16 protein-coding genes are annotated in these 25,232 nt (G+C 42.6%); 5 read left to right on the top strand and 11 right to left on the bottom strand.

All coding sequences use genetic code 11. The features are described from left to right. Positions 1 to 404: 404 nt before the first annotated feature. Positions 405 to 584, top strand: a complete 180-nt coding sequence (locus V7K48_RS22325; RefSeq protein WP_335075439.1) for a hypothetical protein — start codon at positions 405 to 407, stop codon at positions 582 to 584. A gap of 245 nt (positions 585 to 829) precedes the next feature. On the opposite strand, the gene V7K48_RS22330 is transcribed toward V7K48_RS22325, so the two are convergent. Beyond that, on the bottom strand, positions 830 to 1,270 hold the full coding sequence (locus V7K48_RS22330; protein WP_335075441.1) for a hypothetical protein: 441 nt from the start codon (positions 1,268 to 1,270) through the stop codon (positions 830 to 832). Positions 1,271 to 1,491: 221 nt separating this feature from the next. On the opposite strand from V7K48_RS22330, the gene V7K48_RS22335 reads away from it, so the two are divergent. Both V7K48_RS22335 and dnaN read left to right on the top strand, forming a co-directional pair. Continuing rightward, a complete protein-coding gene (locus V7K48_RS22335; RefSeq protein WP_335075443.1) occupies positions 1,492 to 1,674 on the top strand; it encodes a hypothetical protein in 183 nt (60 codons plus the stop codon). A 359-nt stretch (positions 1,675 to 2,033) separates the two neighbouring features. Then, positions 2,034 to 3,197 (top strand): DNA polymerase III subunit beta, encoded by a 1,164-nt coding sequence (dnaN, locus tag V7K48_RS22340; RefSeq protein WP_334969306.1) that lies wholly within the window; start codon positions 2,034 to 2,036, stop codon positions 3,195 to 3,197. Positions 3,198 to 3,227: 30 nt separating this feature from the next. Here the strand turns inward: dnaN and V7K48_RS22345 are convergent, their stop codons facing one another. From V7K48_RS22345 to V7K48_RS22390, 10 genes are all read right to left on the bottom strand, one after another. Continuing rightward, entirely contained in the window at positions 3,228 to 7,085 is a 3,858-nt protein-coding gene (locus V7K48_RS22345; RefSeq protein ID WP_335075445.1) for a GAF domain-containing protein, read from the bottom strand. A 256-nt stretch (positions 7,086 to 7,341) separates the two neighbouring features. Continuing rightward, positions 7,342 to 8,529: a TRC40/GET3/ArsA family transport-energizing ATPase gene (locus V7K48_RS22350; protein ID WP_335075447.1), complete on the bottom strand. Its 1,188-nt coding sequence runs from the start codon at positions 8,527 to 8,529 to the stop codon at positions 7,342 to 7,344. 299 nt (positions 8,530 to 8,828) lie between these two features. Continuing rightward, entirely contained in the window at positions 8,829 to 9,560 is a 732-nt protein-coding gene (locus V7K48_RS22355) for a peptidoglycan-binding domain-containing protein (protein ID WP_335075449.1), read from the bottom strand. A 591-nt stretch (positions 9,561 to 10,151) separates the two neighbouring features. Next, positions 10,152 to 12,767, bottom strand: a complete 2,616-nt coding sequence (locus V7K48_RS22360) for a polynucleotide kinase-phosphatase (RefSeq protein WP_335075451.1) — start codon at positions 12,765 to 12,767, stop codon at positions 10,152 to 10,154. After that, positions 12,767 to 13,564, bottom strand: a complete 798-nt coding sequence (locus V7K48_RS22365; protein WP_335075453.1) for a hypothetical protein — start codon at positions 13,562 to 13,564, stop codon at positions 12,767 to 12,769. The genes V7K48_RS22360 and V7K48_RS22365 overlap by 1 nt, the downstream gene beginning before the upstream one ends. After that, positions 13,561 to 14,943 carry a 3' terminal RNA ribose 2'-O-methyltransferase Hen1 gene (locus tag V7K48_RS22370; RefSeq protein WP_335075455.1) on the bottom strand — a complete coding sequence of 461 codons (1,383 nt, stop codon included), beginning with the start codon at positions 14,941 to 14,943 and terminating at the stop codon, positions 13,561 to 13,563. Before V7K48_RS22370 ends, V7K48_RS22365 begins: the two co-directional genes overlap by 4 nt. A gap of 555 nt (positions 14,944 to 15,498) precedes the next feature. Next, the gene (locus V7K48_RS22375) at positions 15,499 to 15,633 is read right to left on the bottom strand and encodes a hypothetical protein (protein ID WP_335075457.1); all 135 of its coding nucleotides are present in this window, start codon (positions 15,631 to 15,633) and stop codon (positions 15,499 to 15,501) included. A 371-nt stretch (positions 15,634 to 16,004) separates the two neighbouring features. Beyond that, positions 16,005 to 17,234, bottom strand: coding sequence for an ABC transporter substrate-binding protein (locus V7K48_RS22380; RefSeq protein ID WP_335075459.1), 1,230 nt, complete (start codon positions 17,232 to 17,234; stop codon positions 16,005 to 16,007). A 258-nt stretch (positions 17,235 to 17,492) separates the two neighbouring features. After that, a complete protein-coding gene (locus V7K48_RS22385) occupies positions 17,493 to 19,691 on the bottom strand; it encodes a CHASE2 domain-containing protein (protein ID WP_335075461.1) in 2,199 nt (732 codons plus the stop codon). Between the two features lie 181 nt (positions 19,692 to 19,872). Continuing rightward, a complete protein-coding gene (locus V7K48_RS22390) occupies positions 19,873 to 20,166 on the bottom strand; it encodes a hypothetical protein (protein ID WP_335075463.1) in 294 nt (97 codons plus the stop codon). Positions 20,167 to 20,533: 367 nt separating this feature from the next. On the opposite strand from V7K48_RS22390, the gene V7K48_RS22395 reads away from it, so the two are divergent. Both V7K48_RS22395 and V7K48_RS22400 read left to right on the top strand, forming a co-directional pair. Next, positions 20,534 to 20,878: a PAS domain-containing protein gene (locus V7K48_RS22395; RefSeq protein WP_335075465.1), complete on the top strand. Its 345-nt coding sequence runs from the start codon at positions 20,534 to 20,536 to the stop codon at positions 20,876 to 20,878. Positions 20,879 to 20,994: 116 nt separating this feature from the next. Then, a complete protein-coding gene (locus tag V7K48_RS22400; RefSeq protein WP_335075467.1) occupies positions 20,995 to 24,960 on the top strand; it encodes a hybrid sensor histidine kinase/response regulator in 3,966 nt (1,321 codons plus the stop codon). The last annotated feature ends 272 nt before the right edge of the window (positions 24,961 to 25,232 follow it).

Genomic DNA, 25,232 nt, shown 5'->3' on the forward strand with positions numbered 1-25,232 from the left:
ATAATTTCCAATTGGTATGAATTGCAAAGGAACTTATTCACTTTAGTGGTGCGCGAGTACATTGTGAACAATCTCACCAATATTTGTGCTGCTTAGTACACATGGGTGAGATTTTTTGTCAATGCGTAAGTCCTAGATAATTACGAATTGACAAAAGTAATTATGTATTAAGTTGTCACTAATGGTCAGAGACTGGAAATGCAAATCAATTGCGGCTCTGCCGCCAGTCTTGAGGCGGAGCCTCCCATTAGGCATTCCCAGTCTCTGACTGGGAACGAGGTACCGCACGACCGTTCATAACCTCAAGGATCTCGCCGCTAACTTTTGGCCCGAAGAAGACTCCATTGAAGACTTCCTCACCTTCCTGCGACAGCAGCGCCAAGAGGTAATCTAATCAAACTCCTATGAGTCTTCTGCTTATCGATACTGACATTGCCTCCTTCATTTTTAAAGGTAGTGACTATGCTGACCCTTACTTACCACTTTTGAGTAGTCAGGAATTGGCAATTATTGCGTCAGTGGGGCGATCGTCGCCTCGCACAGCTAGAGCAATACCTGTCAAATTACCTGATTATTCCGGTTGATCAAACCTTTGTCGGCAATGGGCGCAGGTGCGTGTAGAGTGACAAAGCGCAGGACGATCGATTTCACCTCAAGACGCTTGGATTGCTGCAACGGCTCTACGCCATGACTTACCCTTAGTCACTCACAACATCAAAGATTTTCTAGGAATTTCTAATTTACGGCTTATTACTCCTTGAACGGGAGAATGACAATGTTGGGAATCTCCCGTTGGGTAAGCATTGATTTTCTATTGTATTTTAGCTAGCTAACTTACGATCGCAGCCGATGCCCCATTTATAGATCCATTTACAGAAGAAAGCTTAACAGAATCAATTGCTAAAGGATTAGTGAGTTTGGAATTGCCTGATGCGCGTCGCTTATTCTTGTTATTACCTCGTCGCATACCACCCGCCATCTCGTATTCTTGGCTGGTTTTACCGTAACGGCTGGCAACTCCTAGTAACATTTTTTCTGATATTGCGATTACAGCCTGTTCTGCGTTTTTCACATCATCTGTGAGTTTGTCAATGGTAGATAGCGCAGTGTTGTAGGCAGCAAGCTTAGACCGGAGATCGTTAATTGTCATATTATAAGCTTGTATGGTCAGTCCTTGGCCAAAGTCTAATTCTACGCTGATAGATTGTAAACTTTCAATCCGGCGATCGGCTCGTTCTAAAACGCTAGAATTTCTTTTACGACGTGCCATAATGCATCTCTGCCACTACTTTTATAGTACGATTTTATACAAAATATGTTTGATTGTCATGGGAAAATATAACAAATCAGTTGCTTAGGTATAGCCCATCGTAGACATCGCATCTCCTAAATTTTAGTTAATTTCACTTAGATAATTTTGCTATTCAGGTAGTAGATAATCTTATAAGGTCATTGCAACAATTGCTGCAATGATTTAAGCGTTTCTTATACATGGAAGAGCAATTGTTGCAAAGTATTAAACGTTTGCAGCAACTGCTTATACATTTGCAAGAAAGGCTTAAGCGTTTCTTATACATGGAAGAGCAATTGTTGCAAAGTATTAAACGTTTGCAGCAACTGCTTATATCTTTGCAAGAAATACTTAAGCGTTTCTTATACATCAAGCAACATTAGCTGCAAACGTTTAAATTTTCACAGTTCTGAAGCGTAGGAGTGATTGTACTAACCAAAAAATTGCGATCGCCTTTGCCTACTTTCTGAGATGGAATCGCCCCTCGACGCCTGTTAACGTGATAAATACAGGATCAGAAAAATTCTACATCTCATGATGAGAAAATCCAGCCATCTGAGCAAAGCATTCTAGAGCGCATGGGAGGAATTCCCCAGCATTTGCTCTCTATTAGTAATTTGTCAGACCGAGATTTATTGTAACCAATCGTTTAAACGAGTTTTTTACCCTTAAGCAACTTCGTCAGCGATCGCCTATAAACAATAAGGATGTTACGATATCCTTCACCAGCTGAATCTGACTTATGAAATTAGTTTGCTCCCAAAGCGATCTCAGTACAAACCTCTCACTCGTCAGTCGTGCTGTACCTTCACGGCCGACTCATCCGGTACTTGCCAATGTGCTGCTCCAAGCGGATGCTGAAACTAACCAGGTAAGCTTAACAGCCTTTGATCTCAGCTTGGGAATCCGCACCAGCTTTAACGCAGAGGTATGGCAAGGAGGTGCGATCGCACTTCCTGCTAAATTACTTGTAGATATCACCTCTCGGCTTCCAGAAGGCGAAATTACTTTAGATGATGAATCAGCCCTCACAGGTGCAACACCCGGTGGAGAAGGTTTAATTGTCACACTCACACCCAAGAGTGGACATTACCAAGTCCGAGCAATGGGGCCTGAAGAATTTCCTGAACTACCTATAATTGAAAATACAGAAGTAATCCATCTCACCACCACCGCATTAATTGAGGGCTTACGCGGTTCATTGTTTGCTACCAGTGCTGATGAAACCAAACAAGTACTCACTGGAGTGCATTTAACAGTTAAACAAGATACCCTAGAATTTGCAGCTACCGACGGACATCGCCTAGCAGTGGTAGAAACTAGTAATGAACGTCCTCTAGGCGGAACTAGTCAATTAGAAGTGACAGTACCAGCTAGAGCATTACGCGAACTCCAACGAATGCTAGCTCATAGCGCCTCATCAGATGAACCTGTAGCTTTATATTTTGATCAAGGTCAAGTTGTATTTGCATGGCAAAATCAACGCTTGACTAGTCGCACATTAGAAGGGCAATATCCTGCCTATCGACAATTAATCCCGCGCCAGTTTGAGCGACAAGTAACAATTGAACGGCGACAATTCGTCAGCACTTTAGAGCGGATTGCTGTGCTAGCCGATCAGAAAAATAATATTGTCAAGCTCAGTATTGATAGCGAAGCCCAAGAAATTACCTTATCTTGTGAAGCTCAAGATGTGGGCAGTGGTAGAGAATCAATGCCGGCACAGATTTCTGGGGAGAATATAGAAATTGCTTTTAACATTAAATATTTGATGGAAGGCTTGAAAGAGTTACCATCTTCCGAAATTCAAATGCATTTAAATCAAAGCCTAACTCCAGTAATTTTTACACCATTGGGTGGTTTGAAAATGACTTATTTAGCTATGCCTGTGCAACTTAGAAGTTAAAAAGATATAGCCAACTTCCGGGAGTTGTTTCTACGATTTGGTGATTTGGATCACCGGAATTTCAATCCAAAATTCTGTACCCAACCCAGGCTGAGAATCACATTTAAACACACCACCGTGTTTATCCACGACAATCTGATAACTTATTGATAACCCCAAGCCAGTGCCTTTTCCCACTGGCTTAGTAGTGAAAAATGGATCGCAGATTCTTGCTTTCAGGGCTTCAGGTATTCCTGAGCCATTGTCCGCAATGCGAATGACTACGCTCTTGATATTGCCTTCAAGCTCTCCAAGAGCAGTACAGATGGTAATTTGATTGCTATGAGGATTTAATTGAGATTCACCGTAATCTTCTAGAGCATCGATCGCATTGCTTAAAACATTCATAAATACCTGATTTAGTGGCCCGGCATAGCACTCTACTAAGGGAAGGTCACTGTATTCTTTGACTAATTTAATCGCCGGACTTTCCGGTTTTGCTTTTAAGCGATGCTGCAAAATTAGTAAGGTGCTATCAATGCCTTCATGAATATCAACTGGCTTCATTTCTGCCTGATCAAGACGGGAGAAATTCCGTAAACCCAAGACAATTTGTCGGATGCGATCAATTCCAACTTTCATGGAAGATAGGGTTTTGGGCAAATCCTCCATGATAAATTCTAAGTCTATTTCTTCAGAGCGATCGCGAATCTCAGGGCTGGGGTTGGGGGTATTTTGTAAATAGAGGTCTAGTATACTAAGTAAATCTTGGGTGTAATCGTTGACATGATTGATGTTGCCATAAATGAAATTCACCGGGTTATTAATTTCGTGAGCAACACCAGCTACCAGTTGACCCAATGAGGACATTTTCTCAGTTTGGATCAGTTGGGTTTGAGTTTGCTGTAAATCATACAAAGCTTCAGCCAGCTTTTGGGTCTGCTCTTTGGTTTGATTATGTAATTGGGCTTGTTGAAGTGCAACCCCAAGCTGATTAGCAATTTGAGTAATAAACTTAATTTCCGAGGCTTCCCAATGGCGGGGTGCAGAATTCTGATAAGCTGCTAGCAAGCCCCATAGCTGTTGTCCGATAAATATGGGTGCGATCGCATACGCCTTTACTTGTAATTGCTCCAAAACTGCAATGTGACACTCCGAGTGACCAGACTGATAGATATCATCAACTACATAGCTTTCATTATGGCGATATCGTCCACCTTGGGTTTCCTGTAAATAGCTATCTTCCCAAACTGTCTTGAAATCAGAACCTACCAGTTTTATCCAACCATCACCTACAAACTCGGCGATATATTCACCACTCCAATCTGGATGAAAGCGATAGACAGCCACACGATCCGCTTGCAGTGATTTGCAAATTTCTTGAGTGGTAGTCTGAAAAATCATATCTAAGTCAAGAGATTTTCGGATTTTCGCAACAACTTCAAACAATACCTGTTGTTGTTCTGCTGCTTGTCGCAAATCAACAGCCTGATGCTTGGTTTGTTCAAGTAAATCAGCTTGTTCCAGTGCTACAGAAAGCTGTGCAGCAACTTGGGTAGCAAACTGGATTTCTGAGGATTGCCATTCACGCGGTTGATCGCACTGGTGAATGCACAACAAACCCCACAGTTCATTACTTTTAGCCAATGGCAAAACTAAATTAGCTTTAACTTGGAGTTGATCCAGCATTTGCACATAACAAACATTCAGTTCAGAGTTGTGGATATCAGCGATCGCATGGATGCGTCCCTGACGATAGAGGGTATCATACTTCTTCTTAAAGCAGTTGTCTTGAATTTTTAATGTTAAAGCAGAAGTAAACTCTGGCAAAACACCTTCTGAAACAATTTCACCTTCATCAAGTTCGGAATTCGTGTCAAAGCGGTATACTACCACTCTGTCAGCACTCAAAGAGCAACGGACTTCATAGACAGTTGCGGCAAAAACTGTCTTTAAATCAAGAGATTCCCGAATTTTGGCAACAACTTCAAACAATACCTGTTGTTGTTCTGCCGCTTGTCGCAAACTTAACGTCTGCTGTTTTGTTTGCCTGAGTAATTCTGCTTGCTGAAGTGCTACTCCCATTTGGCCAGCAATCTGACTGAGAAAGTTAACTTCGTATTTTTTCCATTGGCGGGGCCCGGTGTGTTGATAAGTTGCCAGCAAACCCCAAAGTTTTTGCCCAACAAAGATCGGAGCAAGCACAAAAGCGTGAATTTGAAACTGCTCTAGATTGTCGATATGACACTGAGCAAACCCCATCTTGTAGATGTCATCCACGGCAAATGTTTCATTATTACGGTAACGCCCTCCCTGTGTCTTTTGTAAGTAGGTGTCATTCCAAATAGTATTAATCCCTAGTTCCGATTGATTCAACCAATATGGACTAGCAGCCTCAAAATCACCAACAAATTTCCCACCCCAATCAGAATCAAAACGATAAACAGAAACACGATCAGCTTTGATTAATTGACAAACCTCTTTAGTAGTTGTTTGAAAAATAGTATCGGTGTCCAGAGACTCACGAATTTCGGCAATAACTTTAAACACAGCCTGTTGTTGTTCAGCTGTCCGTTGCAGTTCAAGTGTACGTCTTTTGACTTGTTTCTCTAAATTTTCATTGAAGGTTTGAACCTGTTGGTAAAGTTCATACTGCTGAATTGCTGAGGCAAAGTGTTTACCAATGTCTCTAGCCAGTTCAATCTCTTCAAGCTTCCATTTGCGAGCTTGTGCCTTTTTAGATTCGCGCCAAACTTCAAAGGATTGTCGGGGGTAGAGTTGCCTTTGATCGCTGTCATACTGCCCCGCCCATAGAGTTTCTGTATCTATTTCATTGCGGAAAATACTTAAATAGCCTAGCAACTGCTGACGATACTGGAGTGGGATCATCAACATGCTGCGAATTTTAGTTGGTTGAAAAGCAACTTGCAAAGTTCGCAAGCTAGAAGTGTTATATATATCTAAAATCGCCCAAACATCGTAGTTACCAGACTTATAGTGTTCTTGCCAGACACTATACTGCTCGATCAGTGGATATATAGTTTGTTCTGGCATCACAGGTTGCTGTCCACAGATATAAAGCTTGATACAACTATTTCCTGGTATTAAGCATTCTGTTAAGCTGCTTACACTGCCATTGTGGAAATCAAAAGCTTCATTTCTAATGCAAAGCCTGCCACCAACACCATCAAACGCAGCAACAGCGGCTTCTAAGGCTGGCTGTAATACAATCGTGGGTAGTGAATGCAGTAGTATAGAAATGCGATTAATGATCGCTTCTCGTTCGGCTTTTTCACGGGCTTGAGTCAGGAGGGTACTTTGAGCGATCGCCACTGATAATTGATCGACTACCATCTGTACTGCTTCTAGTTCATATTCTGAAATTAAACGCGCTTCAGAATTATGAGACACCAGTAGCCCCCAAAGTTGATCTTGATAGAGAATAGGCGCTACTATAGAGGACTTTACCCCCATTGCCGTCAAATATTCAACATGGCAGGAGTCTACAGGGCGGTAACGCATCTCCTCTGATATGGTTTCTCCATTTTCCAAATCATGCAAGTGACTTTGACCAATCTCTTGAGTATCAACATTAACAACCGAACGCAGTCGTGATTTGATAAATAGTTCACGGGCAGTAAGTGGAATATCGTCAGCAGGAAAATTCAATCCCACTAGCGACGGCAACCGATTTTCGTAAATTGACTCAGCAATCACTTGACCACTGCCATCGGCATGAAATTTATAAATCATCACTCGGTCAGTTTTCAGTAGCGATCGCACCTCTGCCGTTGTCACTGTGATAATTTCTTTGAACTCCAAACTTCGTCGGATACGGTTTGTAATCCGGCGTAGTAAACTTTCTTGATGGCGATATAAGGGTAAATCTTGGTCAGGGTTAGAAGTCATTGCTTATAACAAAATAAATTAATAATTCGTAAACTTGCATAATTAAATCTAAAGCCATTTTGAAATTTATTTAATCAATTTGTCTTCAGTATAACTACGGGCAAATCATTAAGAAAAATCTTTATTTACCTCTTATAAAAATTCACCAAAAAATCATAAAAACAGACGCTAAAAGAATTGCGTCTGTACTAGCTACGAGAAAATATTCTTGCTTTTTGATTTTGACTATTTGTCAAATATTGCCGGAGCAACAAACTTAAACTCTTGTATTGTCAGTAAAGCTGATTTTCAGATAGTCGTCTTCCATCTTTGCCCCTGCTGGTTGTAGTGCTGCTAAGGCTTGCGGCAAAACTAAGTTACGACGATGGTTGCCAATAGTAATGTTTAATTCGTCTCCGGTTTTACTCAGTTGAACTTGGTCTTTAGGAATACCAGGTAAGTAAAGTTCTAAGCTGTATTGGTTTTCCTGTTGCACGACTCTAAGAGTCGTTTCTTTGTAATAAACCTGAGTTGGATCTTCATCTTTATAAAGGGTTTCCTTCAGGCGTTCTAATGAAGCCAATCCACACATTTCCTCAGAAAACAGGGGAACTTCTTTCACAGGTAGAGGGTGAAAATTATCATGAATTTCCTGGCGATATTGTTCCTGACTTTCCTTCCAACGTTGGAAAAATGGATCTTGGACAACGCTTGGAATAATCCGATTAGCCACTACTAAATCTGTTGCAACATTATACAAACTCAGATAAGCATGGGCACGTAGAGACTCTTTAATCACCATCTTTTCAGGATTAGTGACCAGACGCACTGAGGTTTGAGTATTGTCTGTTAATACTTTTTCCAGAGCTTCAATTTGCTCATAAAACTCATAAGGTGCATCCATCACCTCTTTATCAGGTAGCGAAAAACCAGCAATAGGTCTAAAAAAAGGTTCAACCAGAGGTCGAAGTGCCACCGAGATGTTTTGAAATGGTTTGTAGAAACGGCGCATATACCAGCCACCGACTTCAGGTAAACTCAGCAAGCGCAGTGCTGTGCCAGTGGGGGCTGAGTCGATAATTAAGACATCAAACTCACCTTCATCATAATGGCGTTTCATCCTTACCAAGCCAAAAATCTCATCCATGCCTGGTAAAATTGCCAATTCTTCCGCCTGTATTCCGTCTAAACCCCTTGCCTGTAAAACTTGAGTAATGTAACGTTTCACAGCACCCCAATTTCCCTCCAATTCTTGCAGCGCATCCAGTTCTGCACCCCACAGATTTGGGCGAATTTTTTGGGGTGCATGTCCCAGTTCCATGTCAAAACTGTCTGCCAGGGAGTGAGCGGGATCTGTACTTAAAACCAATGTCTGATAGCCTAGTTCCGCACAACGGAGTCCAGTTGCAGCAGCAACAGAAGTTTTGCCCACGCCGCCTTTACCGGTCATCAAAATTACACGCATAGATGCTTCTATCCTGCCTGAGGATTTTATTACATTTATTTACATTATCGACTGTTTAAAGGAAATAAATGCTATTTCACACGTCTAGGCGTTAATAATTTTCTCAATATAACTTCTAATCAAAAACATGATCAGAGCGCTTAACACATGGCCATACAACTATGGTGCGTTATAAGCTGTTCCACAAAAACCAAAGCATAATTAGAGTGCTGATGTTGCCCACCTCACAAAAGGAAACCTCCGCTCCGGTTTTTCGCTTAACTCAGAGTTTTCTGAATTCTGCTGTATATCCCATTTCTTTACTTTTTATTCCACAGACTCAAAAATGCTTTTGAGATGGCTGGAGTGATCTGACTTTGTAAGTGATTTAGTGCATCACGATGGTTTGCATTGTTGTCATCATAATAAGTAAATACATTCGTCAGCTTGACAATCTCAGGATTTTGATCATTTGTCCCTCGCCATTTGTTAGTAACTTTGTGTAAAACGTCCTTGGGTAGATTTTGTTGTAAGTTATTTAGGGCTGCGATGTAAGAAGGATTTTGAGGATTCTTTTGGAATTGCAAGCACAAATCTATCAGCTTGAGTTGTGACTGTGGCTTATTTGTTAGACTAGGTTGCTGGAGAATTTGACGCTGTTCAATAGTGGCAATGCCATTTTCAGTTAAACCCTGAGATTTCTGAAATTTTTTGACTGCGATATAAGTGGCTGGCCCATAAAAAGGCAAGTCTTTTGGAATTTCACTATTGGTTGCAAAACCATGAAACTTCAATCTATTCTGAAGCCCTTCGACTGTATTTTCCATTACACTTCGAGTCTCAGCATCAGCATTACCATTTACTACAAGTTTTTGTGAGTATTGTTTCTGAAACTTTTTAATCGCTTCTTCAGTAGGATCATCCGTCAAGGAGTTGTTATTCCGTTTCCAGGGAGCAAATTTTGTCAGATCCGGCTTAGGGTCAATCTCAGGAGCTAAATATCCCAAGCCGATCAATATATGACGGATGACTTCAGGGCTACTAACGGCCATACTTTTTGGTTCCTTTGCTACTAAACTACCATTTAATGTATCTTGTTTTACAAAGTTTACGTAAGTATAAATAAACAAATTTAACATATCTTGTTTGCAAGGCGTTCCAAAAGTTAAGCGATGTGTGACGACAAGCTGCAACTCTTTGAGACGTTTGGCGTAGGCGACTACACACCGGGAAAAACAAAGGTGGTTTTAAGTCTTGGTGGGCGATCGCGATCGCTTATTCTCAACTATTAATGATGATACTACGCAATGGTTCCTTTACACCAGCTTGAAGCAGTTCTCCGTACTTGTGCGATCGCTCTTTGCTATTTTGCCACGTTTGTAAACTACGACAGATATTAATATTTGCATCTAAACTAACTACTTTCAGTTTTTTTACTTAGTTTATAAAGACTCTATCTATCTTGCATTTTTTCTGCTTGGATAGGATCAATATTTCCCAACAATCGCTCAATATGACTACTGGTTCAACGTTAGCATCCGAGACGAGCCAATTTCTCTCAGCAAAAAACATCAACTCAGGAGTGACAAAGCAAGCGTAGTATTAGAAGAAAGTGAACTGTATTGACTCTAAAGCTTCAAAATTTAAAGTCGTGGATCGACGGGTTCGCTTTCCAATGCCAGAATACCGAAAACACATTCATGTACGCGGCACAGAGGGGTATGGGCGATGAATCGCTCCAATGCCTCAACACCCAAAGCAAACTCGCGCATAGCCAGAGAACGCTTGTGAGATAACCCACGTTGGCGCAGACGTTGCAGATTCTCTGGGGTTGAATATTCAGGCCCATAGATAATCCGCAGATATTCTTGTCCGCGACATTTGACTGCGGGCTGGATAATGCCGCGACGACCTCGAACAATAAAGTCCATAGATTTGACAACTATACCTTCACCCCCGACTTTGGTAAATTTTTCCCACCAATAAATCCCCTCTGCCTGACTGCTGGGGTCAGTCAAATCTATTACTTTGTAGGCAGTAGCTAGGAGCAAGGCAGGGTTTTTTTGGCAGATTTTGGTAATTTGCTCTATGTGCCAGCGATGGTCTTTGTCGATATGGACAGCTCCTTCTGTTGCTAAGATGTGGAAAGGGGCTAATCTTAATCCAGAAATATCAGTGACAGACCAGCAGTATTGGCGGTAGGCAGTGACGTATTGATGTGCCATATCTGCACGCTGTTGGTAATGACTGAGTTGGGTGCTGATATCTACGCCGCGATCGCTTGCTTGTTGTAAACAGCTAACAGCGTCATTGAGGGCAAGGCGTGATGCCACTCCAACAGGTGCATACTGTTCTCGTAGTAGCCCCTGTGCTTTAGCTGACCACGGCATTAATTCACAATCTAGACACACCCAATCGGTTTGAAATTCTGACCAAAAGCCGCTCTGGGAGAGGGCAAGATTTACCTGCGCCAAAAATTCTGTCTCTAATGCTGAATCATCGAAAAACCTCCGTCCCGTGCGCGTATAGCAGATACCGATTCCCTCATTTACTACACCAAATCGTTTCTCGGCAGCTGCCATATCTCGGCAAATAATCACAACCGCCCGCGAACCCATGTGTTTTTCCTCGCAGACTACTTGGGTAATTCCCTGGTTTTGGTAGTAAGTAAAGGCTTGGGCTGGATGTTCCAAAAATCCTGGCAATAGAGATGTTTCTACCGGGGACATAGTGGGGGGCAAATAAATCAGCCATTTCGGGTTGGTGGCAAAACGGCTCATCACTTCTAAAGCCGCGATCGCATTTTCTTCGCGAATGGTAATGTTGGACTGAAGTCGGGTGTTGATGATCCGTTTACCCACAACGTCCTCAATGTACAATACATCATCCAATTCTTGTTGGGATGTGCGTGTTGCTGTGTTCTGTACCAAAGGTTTCACAGGTTCACAATATACACAAGCAGCAGGAACGCTCACCAGTTCCTTTTCTGGATAGCGGAGGGCAGTGAGTTTGCCACCAAAGACGCAGCCTGTATCTATATCAATAGTGTTATTCAGCCATTCTGCTTCTGGCACAGGGGTATGTCCGTAAACCACCATTGCTTCACCGCGATACTCTCCTGCCCAGTTGTAGCGGACGGGTAAACCAAATTCATCAATCTCACCAGTACTTTCGCCATAAAGAGCAAACTCGCGCACACCACCAGACCCCCGTCCTTGCATTTCCTGTTTCATCCCCGCGTGAGCCACCACTAACCGCCCATCATCTAAGAGGTAGTGACTGATCAAGGAATCCAGAAACTTTTGCAGTTCTTTGGTGAAAGGTTCGCGCACCTGATCAGGTAAAGCCTCAATTTCAGCTAGGGTTTGCTCTAACCCATGATTAACCCGGACATTTTTACCGCGTAGTTTACGCAATAGTTTGTTTTCATGATTACCAGGAATGCAGAAAGCTGTACCTGCGTCAACCATGTTTCGCACTAGTTTAACTGTATCTAAGATCCGCGTCCCCCGGTCTACTAAATCTCCTAAAAATACGGCTTTGCGCCCCTCTGGGTGGTAGTAAGTAGGGGCATTCCAGAGTGAAATAGAGGAAATAGACAATTCTTCTTCTCTGCTTTTTTGCTCCTTTGTCTCCCCGCCTTTTTGATAGCCTAGCTGTTGAAGTAATATTTCGAGTTCATCACAACAGCCATGAATATCCCCAATGATGTCAAAGGGGCCATGTTCGTGTTTGAGGTTGTTCCACAAAGGCTGGCGCTCAATTTCGACGGATGCAATTTCTTCTAAAGATTTGAGAGTGTAGACATAGCGAAAGCCTTCCTTTTCTAAACCCCGTAGAGAACGCCGTAACATTTGAGTATGACGACGCACTACATGGAGACCAAACTGGCGGTCGCTACGGAGTTGGTTACGTTCGTGGCATAATTCTTCTGGGAGATCGAGGACGATGGCGATCGCGAAACTGTGATACTGCCGTGCCATTTGCAGTAAGGGTTTGCGGTCTTCCATCTGCACGTTGGTCGCATCAATTACTGTCAGTTTACCTGCTGCTAGCCGTTTGTCAGCAATGAAGCGCAGCACTTCAAAAGCATCTTTGGTAGCAGACTGGCTATTTTCTTCATTTGATACCAACCCACGACAAAAGTCGGAAGACAGCACCTCAAAAGGTTGAAAGTGCTTACAAGCAAAGGTCGATTTCCCGGAACCAGAAGCACCGATGAGGACAATTAGGGATAGTTCAGGAATAGTCAGCTTCATTAAGTTTCCTCCTGGCAATTATTTATAGCGCTTTCTAGCAAGTCATTATCTTTAGTCCACCACTGTTGTAATTGCATCAAAGCTGGATAAAGTCTTGAGTCGGCAAATTCTTCTGCTGCTTCAACGGCAAGTACACCAACATAGTCAGACAATAATTCTTCTATCAATCGAGTTAATATTCGTGAGTCTTTTCTTTTGGCTAAACCAACTAATGCTTCTCCAGAAATTTCATAGTTTTCATCTGTATTCTCATTGACAAAACGCTGATAAAGTGCTTTTCGAATAGCTGTTGTATCAGTTTCAATTTGCGAACCTAATCCAAAAGTTGCCCAATTTCCCACCTCTTCATCCTGGTCTGAAGACAATTCAATCAGAGTGCTGATTGCTAATTCATCTTCATATCCCAGAAGACCAAAGACAACTCCATAACGCACAGATGGGCTGGGGTGGCTTTTGAGTCGAATTAATGGGGCGATCGTTCTAACATCGTGCAGATGTCCGAATGCAATTCCAATTGAGTTGAGGACATCAGTATTTTGCTCACATTCAATCAATCTTAGTAAAATCGTTAAAGACTCATTAAGAAAAGCCCGATGGGGTATCCCAAGCTGACCTAATATATCAGCGCCTAATTGTCTTTCCTGTGGGTTATGACTATTACATAACTTTGACGCAGCCTGAAAAACTTCCTGATTGCCGCGAAAGTGCAAAATCGCAACTAGATTATTGTCATTTTCTGACTTGAGAGCCAGTTCTATCAGTTCTTCGGTAGACCGAGGGTCGCTTTGCCAGCTCATCTTCTAAACACCCCCATCTGTGTGGGTGAACCGACTTCTGGATCTTCTGTCCCTATAGGTTGAAATTCCACAGTGTAGCCAAAGCCTTCTGCTACTTGGTTTGCCCAGTTTTGAAACTGCGATCGCGTCCATTCAAAGCGGTGGTCTTGATGTCGCAGTTTTCCCGCCGGGAGATTCTCAAACTTGATATTGTATTCAATATTCGGCGTTGTCACCAGCACCGTTTGGGGTTGGGCAAACTCGAACAAAACCCGCTCAAATGCTCCCAACCGAGGCAAATCAAGATGCTCAATCACCTCAATCACTGTAGCAGCATCATAGCCACTAAAGCGTTTATCCTGGTAAGTGAGTGCGCCTTGGATCAGTTGTACGCGTTCCCACTGGTTACGCGTCAGGCGCAGACGGTCTAATCGTTCTTGGGCAACTTCTAGCGCCCTGTAGGAAACATCGACACCTGTAATCTGTTCAAAAAAACCGTCTTTAAGGAGTATTTTCAGCAGATTGCCTTGACCGCAACCTAAATCAATCACCCGCTTTGCATTGCTTTGTTTTAAAGCCGCAATCACAGTATCTAAACGCTGCTGATTCAGGCTAATCGGCTTTTCTACCGCCGCCTCTTCTTTAGCATGGCTTTCTTCAGTGCTATCAAGATCGGGATTGTCTGACTCTACTAGTTGAGCTAATGCTAGACGAGTTAAGTGTTGCTGTCGTTTCAGGTAACGCCTGGTAATTTGCTCTCGCGCTGGATGGGTAGTTAACCAGCCTTCACCATGACGGAGTAATTTTTCGATTTCTTCATCGCCTACCCAGTAATGCTTATCGTCATCCAACACCGGAATTAGAACGTAGAGATGACTCAACAAATCACCAAGCGGCAAGGTGTGCTGAAGTTCGACGGTAAAGTATTGGCTCTGCCCCCAATCAGGGAATTCCTCATCTAAAGCATGACCTTCGGCACTGACACTATAGCCCAACGGCTCAAATAATTGCCGCAGAAACTCTTCACCACCACGACAAGGTAAGACTGATAGTTTTGCTACCAAAGGAATAGGGGTTTGCGCCAATTGTGGTAAGTCTTTGCAGCGACCTCCTAAAGCCGTACTAAACACCTGAGCGATCGCTACACTTAAAAATGAAGAAGCAACATAAGGGCGATCGCTTACATATTGTTCTAGCCTTGCACCGCGTCCCCGCACCAACTTCACAGGATCAACATCCAACAACAACGCCGCCGTACATCGCTCTATACTAGCTTCTGGGTAGAAAATGTGTGCCTTTCCAAAACTTAAGGCAAAAGACTGACAACGGTCTGGGTGTTTATGCAACAGGTAACCTAACTCTGTTGCTGGGGAATGTGTCGTTGTGATTGTCAGCAGCATTTATTTACTTGTACAAAGGTTTAGAGTAAGGAAATAATTTATGAAGACTGTTCAAGGATAAGCGATAATATATCGAATTTCCTTCTTCTACTCAAATGATGTTCGCTGATCGCTGACGTTATTTAAATATAGTTATATTGATTGCTTTCCCATTACAAATGAGTTGGCAAACATCATCGAACTTACCTGCACATACTTAATTTATTAAAGTCATAGATACAGACAATTTAAATCATTAACATTCTGCACAAATTAATAGAACAGTTTTTTTGTGATCACAGCTTTTGATTTTGCTTTTTAACAAAGGTTTTGTATTAACATTATTATATAATACATATACTACAAACTGTCAAGGGATAGTAAGATTTTTTGATCAGCTAGAGGACGGAGAATATCATTTTAATCCGAGCTTTGCAGAAACAATGGAAGCGCTCCACACGGCGTGACGAGTACCTTGAATTATGACGCTCTGTAATCCGCAGCAACATTGGTGATGGGATGCCGCAGTTTCTAAATGGGGGTATGATGTGCGTAATCGGCTAGTTGCTGATATGTTTATAACAATCGACAAGAATTCATCCAATTCACCAACGGCAAAGAAATATTGGTAGAGACTGCTTGGTGTTGGGAGTGGGAACGAGTGCTGGAATATGCCAGTAGTTGAAGTGCGATCGCTATAACTAACGTCAATGAAGCTCCCAGCTTCCTCAGTACACCTATATCTACGCCTCAGCTAGTCTTTATACCGTTTCACTTTAATAAGACTTACGCAAAAAACCTCTCAAACTCTTATTCCTCCGTGTCCTCTGCGGACTCTGCGGTTTGATTTTCCGTTGCTTGTGCGTAAGTTCTATTTAATAATGATACAAATACGTTGGTAAGCAAATACTCTCTATCTACTTTCATTTATTTTAAACGTGAATGCTAAAAAGTCTATTTTGATGCATTTTTTTATCTTGCTACTATTCATATTTGGATTCAAATAATTTTATTAGTGGGATAGATTCTTTAAGCTTCCCTGCGTCCCTCTTGCATCTTGGATAGCATGGGCAATAGTGCAACTATTTTATGCTTAAAAAAGAAAACTTACCATCAACACCGTTTGGTTCCATCTTGAGTTTTGCAACGTAAAACTCTTTTTGAATTACATCACCTACTGGTGTAAAAGCAATTTCACCGAGAGGAGTTTGATATTTTCCTTTTAGTAACTCCTGATTCAATTCTGTACGCAACTGTGGCAGTGTCAATTGGTTAATGTTGCTTTTTTTATCTAAAGATTGCAGAGCTTCTACATATACCTGTAACCCAGCAAAAGCTTGAGCACTTACTTGGGGTGGTTCTCTATGATATTGTTCAAGATAGGCTTTGCGAAATGCGGTGTTAATTTTACTGGCATACATAGGGCTATAAGCTTGAGCCACAATCACGCCATCACAAAGCGCTCTGCACACAGAAAATATATGGGATGTGTTAAAACCATTGCCACCAACAATTATTCCTTTATAACCAAGTTCTCGTAATTGTTTAACTAAATTACCTCCATCTACAGCTAACCCGGATATAATCGCTAAATCTGGTTTTAAATTAATAGCATCGCTGGCTTGAGCTTGAAAATCGGTATCTGTAGTTTGAAACTTTTGGACTGTGACTAAATCCAATCCTAAATTTCTAACAGTTTTTTGAAATATTTCTGTTTCCGACTTATTGAAAGCGTCATTTTGAGCGTAGAATACAGCTACTCTTTTAAGATTAGGATTTTGCTTGAGTGCAGCTTTTATCGAATAAGGAGCAACGACAGCAACAGATGAAGAAACACGAGCCACATAATCACCAATTTCGGGAATGCCTTTAGCAGTGTTTGATGCTCCAATAACTGGGACTTGATTGCGTTCTGCTAAGGGGTCAGCGCTAAAAGCTTGTTGTGATAAGGTAGGGCCAACAATGCCAATAACTTTATCTTTACTTATTAAAGTTTGAAAAGCATTAATGGCTCCAACTTCATCGCCACCAGTATCTTGATAGACTAATTTAATTGGTCTACCATTGATACCTCCTTTGTCATTAAAATACTTCTGGGCAATTTTTACTCCATCAGTTCCTTCTTGACCAAGTAATGCTACATTGCTCGTTTGTGCAAAGGCGATACCGATAGGAATAGCATTAGCTGCACCTGTTGTTACTGTTGGATTATTTGCAGAATTTGCTTCATTACTGCCACTTTTACCACAAGCTACTAGTAGCATAGAACATGTAAATAGTAAAGCAGTTTGATGTATAAGTGCTTTTTTCATAGATGTATGACGATGATATTTGTTAGGATAATACTGGATTTTAGTGTATTACATGTAAATCAGAAACGCTATAGTTTAATGATCAGCAACTGAAGCAGAAGAAAAGTCAGATCATGAACACTGCCAAACTCAGCACTGATGGCACTCATCAAGTTGTTATTTTGCCCGAAGACTTTCAACTCACTGGCACAGAAGTCTATCATTGCGTAATTAATTCTGTCTGACTACTTAGCACCAAACGATTTATTATTGCCAAGGCTAGATCCGTTTCAAATCTTGTAAAACTGCGGCGGCTGATTGATAGCGATCGCTAAAATGATAACAAACCATTTTATCTAAAATTACCGCTAATTCTTCGCTGACTTGCACCGTTTGCCGCCACATCACATTACCCGTTTCTGGATCTGGGTGCAGTTCTTGCGGTGGTATCCCAGTTATGGCTTGAATGCCAATCATTCCTAAAGCGTAAATATCACTGCATAAGCGGGGATGACCGGCAAATTGTTCTGGAGGTGCATAACCCCGCGTCCCGATGGCTACTGTCGCTAATTCTGTTTGCTCACTACTCGGTGGTTGCATCAATTTGACAGCGCCAAAATCAATCAACACCAGCCGATTATCTTCAGCGCATCTAATAATATTAGTCGGTTTGAGGTCACGATGAATCACTCGATGCTGGTGAACAAATTCTAGAACTTCTAAAACTTGTTTGAACATCTCCGTCACAAATGATTCATTTTGCACATGCTGTACAGGTGGTAATTCTTCACTTAAAGTATGTCCCTCGATATATTGTTGAATTAAATAGAATTCTTGGTCATCTTCAAAATAAGCAAGTAGTTCGGGAATCTGATCATGTTTCCCCAAAGATTCTAAAATTTCAGCTTCACTATTAAATAACCTACGAGCAACTTGCAAAAATCGTGTATCTTGACGGGCTGGCATTAACTTTTTCACTACACAAGTAGGATTACCTGGTCGTTGAGTATCCTCTGCTAAATAAGTGCGACCAAATCCACCAGTACCGAGAGTTTGAGAGATTTTGTAGCGTCCACTCAAAAGCAAATCACCTGATTTTATTTCTGGTGAATCAACTGGGGGAAAAAAATCAAGATCCGAATCGGGAGCTACTGTTTTATCTTCTAATAGGACATTTAATTGGGCGATCGCTTCTTGTTGTTTTTCAACTTGCAGAATAATCACCTGAGTTTGCTGCTGATTTTGGTAGCTAGTATAAGCTATAACGCTGATACTACTAATCACCAAAGCAAGAGCAGAGGGAACTAATGGCACCCATCCAGCTTGCAAAAACAAAGCAACGCAGATTCCTACTAAGCCAAGTAGAGTTGTCCCTCCCACAACTAGCAACAGCAACGGATTTTGCCACCGCCATACTATAATTCCACCTAAAAGCGACCAGCTCCACACCCAAATAAATTCCGCCCAGTCGGGCCAATACCAAATTAAAGGTCGCCCATCCAACACTGTACTGATGAGTTCACTTGCTATCTGTGCATGAATAAACAAAGCAGGCATTCTGGCTGGTTGATCTGGCAAAGTACTGTAAGGCGTATAAAAGCCACCTGGAGGGAGATTAGCTGCTGTTGTGCCAATAATTACAAGACGGTCATTGACTAAACTGCGCTTGACTTGACCACTAAGGACTTCTGTAAGGGTTACTTGGTCAGCGAAGCTGTTGGGGTCACGGTAATTTAATAATATTTGATAGCCATCTGCATCCAGATGTTGATAGCTACCGGAATTAGCTTGTAAACGCGGGAAGAGGGTTTTACCTAACTGAAATTCCCCTTTCTTAGTGAACTGGTATTCAATGCCTTGTTTTTCCAGATAATTAATTGCTATTAGCGCACCAAATGCAAATGATGTTGTACATTTTTTGTCTGTAGAGTTAGCAAATAACAAACTGCGGCGGAGAATTTGATCGTTTTGATTATCAGTAACTACATCGCTAAACCCAACATTATCTATAGGAAAATTGGGTGGCGGTGGAATTTCATCTCTACCCAAGCTGCTGAACAAGCAGGTGCTGATGATGTTATCTTGATTTTGCTCCTTTGCTGCCAAATTGTTGTCTTCTGGTTGGAAAAGATATAAACCAACAATCCGCGGTTGATAAGACTCTATTTTCTCTAACAGCTGATTGATTGTCCGAGCTGATAGAGTCCATTTCTCTCGTTTGAGATCGTCATCAGTGATTTTTACTAATAAAATCCGCCGATCAGGTGGTTGTACTGGACGCGATCGCAACATCTGGTCATAAACTCTTAACTCCCAAGGCTCTAACCATTTGAGTTCTCGAACTCCCCAGATAAAGGCAGTGACTCCCACACTAGTAAGCAAAATAATTTGCAACCAGCTTTTGCTCTTGGAAGTTTCACGAGAATCTTGAACTTTAGTAAAGGGGACACGGAGTTTTTCTAATAGTCCACTAATCACGGCGTTGCGGCGGTAGCCTGAATTGGGTAGATGTTGCAGGCGCAGAAGTTAATTTTCGGACTTTAGGTTAAAAGCTAATTAACCTGAGCTTTTCTATTAATGTAGCAATTTACTTGCTGGTGAGAGACCTTGGCATATTCCTACTCTTAAAGCAAGCTTACGCGCAGCGTCAACCACAGAATCAGACAATCGAATCATCTGTTTGAGATATTTGAGCATCTTCAACAGGACTGGTAATTGCCAAAGTAATAGGATTAGTAGATGGGGTTAGTGAATCTAACTGGGGTTGTTCGAGTGATGCTTCGATACTCGGATCATCAAAATAGGAGCCAACGATTTTATCATAGTTAGAAGCAACAGCTAAAAAAGCGCCACCCAAAATATAGATAGGTAATGGCAGATTAAATTCTTGCAACCAGTCAAACAGTTCTGCCAAGGCAAACAACACCAAAAAGCAAGCAAGCCAAACCTTCATATTTTCATCTTCTAGATTGAAACAACTATATTACTAGCTTAAATAGCTTGGATAAAAGTTGATGTAGTACATAATCACCAACTTACAACCTCTATGGCCCTAGATAGATGCAGTCAGAGTGATAGCAGATGCTATATTCCAATATCTGGGAGAAAAATAAAAATATATTTAGTTTATGCCTGCTATCGAACAGCCAAAGATTGCACAGTTGGTTTGTGAGATTCGGCAGTGCCGCAAATTTTGGTAAAACAGACGGACACGACCTTCGCCACTGGCTATCAAACAAATTGAAAAACTATTATACCAGATGGCAGAACCCGGTAAGGCGCTTTTAGCTAAATACTTTCAAAAATGAGGAGCAGAGACTGTGACTGCTGAAGTTCCAGCAACTATCATCCAAGACGTTGAACAGGTCTTAGCTAGGATCAGCGATGCTTTTGTCAAATTGGATCGTGAATGGCGCTACACCTACGTTAATCACAAGCTAGCCGAACTAGCTGGGATGAATCAGGAAGACTTCTTAGGCAAGAGTATTTGGGAGTTTCTTGAGGCAGTTAATAGCCGACTCTACACTGAACTACACCCTGCTGTTGCCGAACAAGTTACAGTAAATTTTGAGTATTTCTATCCAAAATGGCATCACTGGTTGAAAAACCGCGTCTATCACTCAGAAACTGGCGGATCAATCTTAATTACAGATATTACTGAGTAGAAACGCAGCCAACAGCTTCTAACTGCACAGTATGCGATCGCCCGCGTCCTCTCTGAGGCAACTACGCTTGTGAATGCGGTTCCAGTTATTCTACAATCCCTGTGCGGATGTTGAGGATGGCATTATTGCAAGAAAGTGAGGAAAAATATCGCCAGAATTTTGAAACTCCAGGTGTCTCGATTGGCGAGGAAGATTTTACCATTGTTAAAGATTTAGTTGATCACCTGAAAGCTGAAGAGGTTACAGATTTGCAGCAATATTTGAGTGAACAGCAAGCTGCGCTGCGTGATAGTGAAGCACGCTACCGCTCACTGGCAGAAGCAAGCGCATCTATCGTCTGGAGGGCAGCACCTTGGGGCAACGTTGTTGACGATATTCCAACTTGGCAGGCGTTCACAGGGCAAAGTCCTGAAGAATACAAAGGATGGGGTTGGGTTAACGCACTGCACCCAGAAGATCGTTCCTCAATGGCGGCAATTTGGAAACAGGCATTTCCTACACGTAGTGTTGCAGTTGCCGAGTATCGTGTTTTGCGGCATGACGACGAATACCGTTACATGAATATACGTGGTGTGCCGATACTCGACGAAACAGGCGAAATCCGCGAATGGGTAGGAATGTGCGTGGATATTACCGAACGCAAGCAGGCTGAGGCAGACCGTGAGCGACTACTGGTGCTACTGAAAACAGAACAGACTCGCTTGATTGAAGCTAACGTTCTGCTTGATACTCTCTTCAATAACGCACCTATAGGTATTGGTCTATGGGATGAGAAATTGAGATACGTTCGGTTGAATGACGCTTTAGCTGAGATGAGTGGTTTTCCCCAAGAGGTGCATATCGGTAAGACGGTCGCCCAACTGCTACCTGGGCTAAATTCTGCGGTCATGGAAGCTTTGCACCATGTGGTCAAGACTGGAGAATCTATTGCCCAAGAGACTAGTGGAGAGACACCCGCCGCGCCTGGAAAGCAGCGGTACTGGTCGGTAAATTATTATCCGATTAAACTACCCGGTGAAATTACTTGGGTGGGCGCAATCTGCCAAGAAATCAGCAATCGTAAGCTTGCCGAAGCAGAGCGCAAACAGCTATTTGAGCGGCAGCAAGCGGCTTGTGTTGAGGCTGAGTCAGCCAAAGAGCAAGTTACCGAAATTTTGGAGAGGATCACTGACGGCTTTCTTGCCTTTGATAGTGAGTGGCGCTTTACCTACCTCAATCATCAGGGAAGCAGAACTCTGGGGCGTTCCTGCGAGGATCTGCTGGGAAAAAATTTGTGGTCAGAGTTCCCAGAACTGGCTGCTACTAGCTTTGGCCAGCTTTATCAAAGGGCAATTGCTTTCGGAATGCCGCTTGAACTTGAAGATTATTACCCACCCTTTGATGCATGGTTTGCGGTTCGCGCTTATCCTTCACCCACAGGGTTATCACTTTATTTCCGTAACATTAATGTCCGCAAACTCTCAGAGGCAAAACTGGGCGAGAGTGAGGCGTGTTTTCGGCTGCTGGCTGAGAATTCAACTGATATTATTTCACGCCATACAGTAGATGGAACTCTTCTGTACATTTCACCAGCTTGCAACACAGTACTGGGGTATCAACCAGAGGAACTAGTAGGTCGTCTCAGCTATCAGTTAGTTCACCCTGACGATCTGGCAGAGATTGCTAAGAATTACCCAGTCAATGCCAATTTACCAGATATTTGTACTATTACTCACCAGGGTCGTCACCAAGACGGACATTATATCTGGTTGGAAACAACTCTTCGAGCTATTCGCGATCGCCAAACTAGAGAAATTTTAGAGATGCAGGCGTCTTCAAGAGATATTACTGAGCGCAAGCAGGTGGAGGAGAAGCAGCGTTTTCTAGCTGAGGCAAGTGGGATTTTGGCTGGCTCATTGGACTATGAGACAACTTTAGCCAGTTTGGCGCGTTTAGCAGTGCCTGAAATAGCTGATTGGTGCTTAGTTGATATTATTTGTGAGAATCAATCAGTTCTCCGGGTTGCAGCAGTTCATGCCAATCCAGGGAAACAAGAATTGGTAGAACAGTTACAAAATTATCCGCCTGATTTGGCACAAACAGAAGGTGTTGCTGAGGTAATACGCACAGGCAAATCACAAATTACTCATTTTCGTGACGAACAGATGCAAGTGCCAACCCACAACGCCGATCACCTAAAAATCTTGCAAGAACTAAATCCGACATCTGGCATGACTGTACCGCTGATAGTTCGAGGACGGGTGCTGGGAACTATGACTTTGATATCTTCTTCAGGCCGTCGCTATGATACCAAAAGCCTGATGTTAGCTGAGGAGTTGGCTTGTCGGGCGGCGATCGCTGTTGATAATGCCCGACTCTACAAAGAAGCACAGCAATCCCAACAGGCGGCTTTACAGGCAGCATCTCGCACTGCCCGTCTGCAAGCTCTTACCGCTGCACTTTCTGAATCTCTAACTCCCACACAGGTCGCTGAAGTAATTGTAGAGCAAGGTATGGCAGCTTTGGCAGCTAGTTCTGCTTTAGTAGCACTACTGACTAAAAGCGGCACTGAACTAGAAATTGTCCGGGCAGTAAATTATCAAGAGGAAACGCTAAATTCATGGCGTCGATTCTCTATTAATGCATCTGCGCCACTGGCAGAAGCAGTCCGAACCAAAAAGCCGATCTGGCAAGAGCCAACAACAACAAGGGTGGCTCGTTACTCACATCTGGCTCAGGATTATACTCAGTACAACTACGGAGCTTGGATTTCGATTCCATTGATCATTGAGGGACGAGCCATAGGTGGAATATCTCTAGCTTTTGCCGAAATTCAGGAGTTTAACCAAGATGACCAAACCTTTATCTTGGCACTAGCACAGCAGTGCGCTCAAGCGATGGAACGTGCCCGTCTATACGAGGCGGAGCAAACCGCACGGGAAGCAGCAGAAAACGCCAACCGGATTAAAGACGAGTTTCTGGCAGTCCTTTCTCATGAGTTGCGATCGCCACTCAACCCAATTTTAGGTTGGTCAAAGCTACTCCAAACCAAAAAACTTGATGAAAAGACAATCCCTCAAGCGCTGAAGACTATTGAGCGAAATGCTAGGTTACAGGCTCAACTGATTGAAGACTTGCTAGATATCTCTCGGATTTTACAAGGTAAACTCAGCTTAAATATCTACCCAGTTGATCTGACATCTGTGATTTCGGCAGCAATGGAGACAGTGCGGCTATCGGCAGAAGCTAAGTCAATTGAGATGCACATCAACTTGGAACCAAATTTGGGGCAAGTTTTAGGTGATTCCAACCGATTGCAGCAAATTGTTTGGAATCTGCTCTCAAATGCAATTAAGTTTACACCTGCGGAAGGACGGGTGGATATTCGACTGGATAGGGTACAAGGAGCAGAAAATAGTCCCATGCTAAATCCTGTATTTTATGCTCAGATCACAGTCAGCGACACAGGCAAAGGCATCGATCCTGATTTCCTGCCTTACGTGTTTGAATATTTTCGCCAAGAGAACAGCAGCACCACCAGAAAATTTGGTGGACTAGGGTTAGGGTTAGCGATCGTCCGTCACTTAGTCGAACTGCATGGCGGGACAGTCCAGGTAAAAAGCCGGGGCGAAGATCAGGGGGCAACTTTTACCGTCAGACTCCCGCTAATTCAAAATCAATCAGAGATTAAACAGGAAAGTAACGACTCTGAGCCATCCTCAAATTTAAATGGGGTCAAAATTTTAGTAGTGGATGATGACGTAGATACGCGAGAATTTATTGCTTTCTTACTAGAGCAGTATGGGGCAAATGTGACAGCAGTAACATCAGCAGCTGAAGCCCTAGCCGCTTTAGCCCAATCCTTGCCAGATATACTTTTAAGCGACATCGGGATGCCAGAAGTGGATGGATGCATGTTTATGCGACAGTTGAGAACGCTGCCACCAGAGCAAGGAGGGCAAATTCGGGCGATCGCACTTACTGCCTATGCTGGAGAAATTAATGCCAAGCAGGTACTAGGAGCAGGATTTGACAAGCATCTTGCCAAGCCGATAGAGCCAGCCGAGTTAGTAGATGCGATCGCCAACTTAATAGCTGAATAAACCTGCCTCTACTTGTTCACCGTTACTTGATACGTTGAGGTGTGATTTTCATCACTGGAACATTTTAATTAAAACTAATTGTCAATCCCAAATCATATATCTGTAAAAAGATTTGCGATCGCTTGTTCCTTCCTCAGTTTTTACTTAAGCAAACAATAGGCTTAACAAGTTAGTTGAGCAACTTGTTAAGCCCTTTGTTAAAGTTAGGCAAACTTCCGCTACAGTCTAATAGCTAGCCAAGTTAATAGCTGAATAAACCTGCCTCTACCTGT

Source organism: Nostoc sp. (genome assembly GCF_036919615.1).
Classification (GTDB): domain Bacteria; phylum Cyanobacteriota; class Cyanobacteriia; order Cyanobacteriales; family Nostocaceae; genus Nostoc.

Bases quoted from the DNA above. Each gene is read 5' to 3' on its own strand.
- V7K48_RS22325 (WP_335075439.1), top strand. From the start codon at position 405: ATGAGTCTTCTGCTTATCGATACTGACATTGCCTCCTTCATTTTTAAA.
- V7K48_RS22330 (WP_335075441.1), bottom strand. From the start codon at position 1,270: ATGGCACGTCGTAAAAGAAATTCTAGCGTTTTAGAACGAGCCGATCGC.
- V7K48_RS22335 (WP_335075443.1), top strand. From the start codon at position 1,492: ATGGAAGAGCAATTGTTGCAAAGTATTAAACGTTTGCAGCAACTGCTT.
- dnaN (WP_334969306.1), top strand. From the start codon at position 2,034: ATGAAATTAGTTTGCTCCCAAAGCGATCTCAGTACAAACCTCTCACTC.
- V7K48_RS22345 (WP_335075445.1), bottom strand. From the start codon at position 7,085: ATGACTTCTAACCCTGACCAAGATTTACCCTTATATCGCCATCAAGAA.
- V7K48_RS22350 (WP_335075447.1), bottom strand. From the start codon at position 8,529: ATGCGTGTAATTTTGATGACCGGTAAAGGCGGCGTGGGCAAAACTTCT.
- V7K48_RS22355 (WP_335075449.1), bottom strand. From the start codon at position 9,560: ATGGCCGTTAGTAGCCCTGAAGTCATCCGTCATATATTGATCGGCTTG.
- V7K48_RS22360 (WP_335075451.1), bottom strand. From the start codon at position 12,767: ATGAAGCTGACTATTCCTGAACTATCCCTAATTGTCCTCATCGGTGCT.
- V7K48_RS22365 (WP_335075453.1), bottom strand. From the start codon at position 13,564: ATGAGCTGGCAAAGCGACCCTCGGTCTACCGAAGAACTGATAGAACTG.
- V7K48_RS22370 (WP_335075455.1), bottom strand. From the start codon at position 14,943: ATGCTGCTGACAATCACAACGACACATTCCCCAGCAACAGAGTTAGGT.
- V7K48_RS22380 (WP_335075459.1), bottom strand. From the start codon at position 17,234: ATGAAAAAAGCACTTATACATCAAACTGCTTTACTATTTACATGTTCT.
- V7K48_RS22390 (WP_335075463.1), bottom strand. From the start codon at position 20,166: ATGAAGGTTTGGCTTGCTTGCTTTTTGGTGTTGTTTGCCTTGGCAGAA.
- V7K48_RS22400 (WP_335075467.1), top strand. From the start codon at position 20,995: ATGGCATTATTGCAAGAAAGTGAGGAAAAATATCGCCAGAATTTTGAA.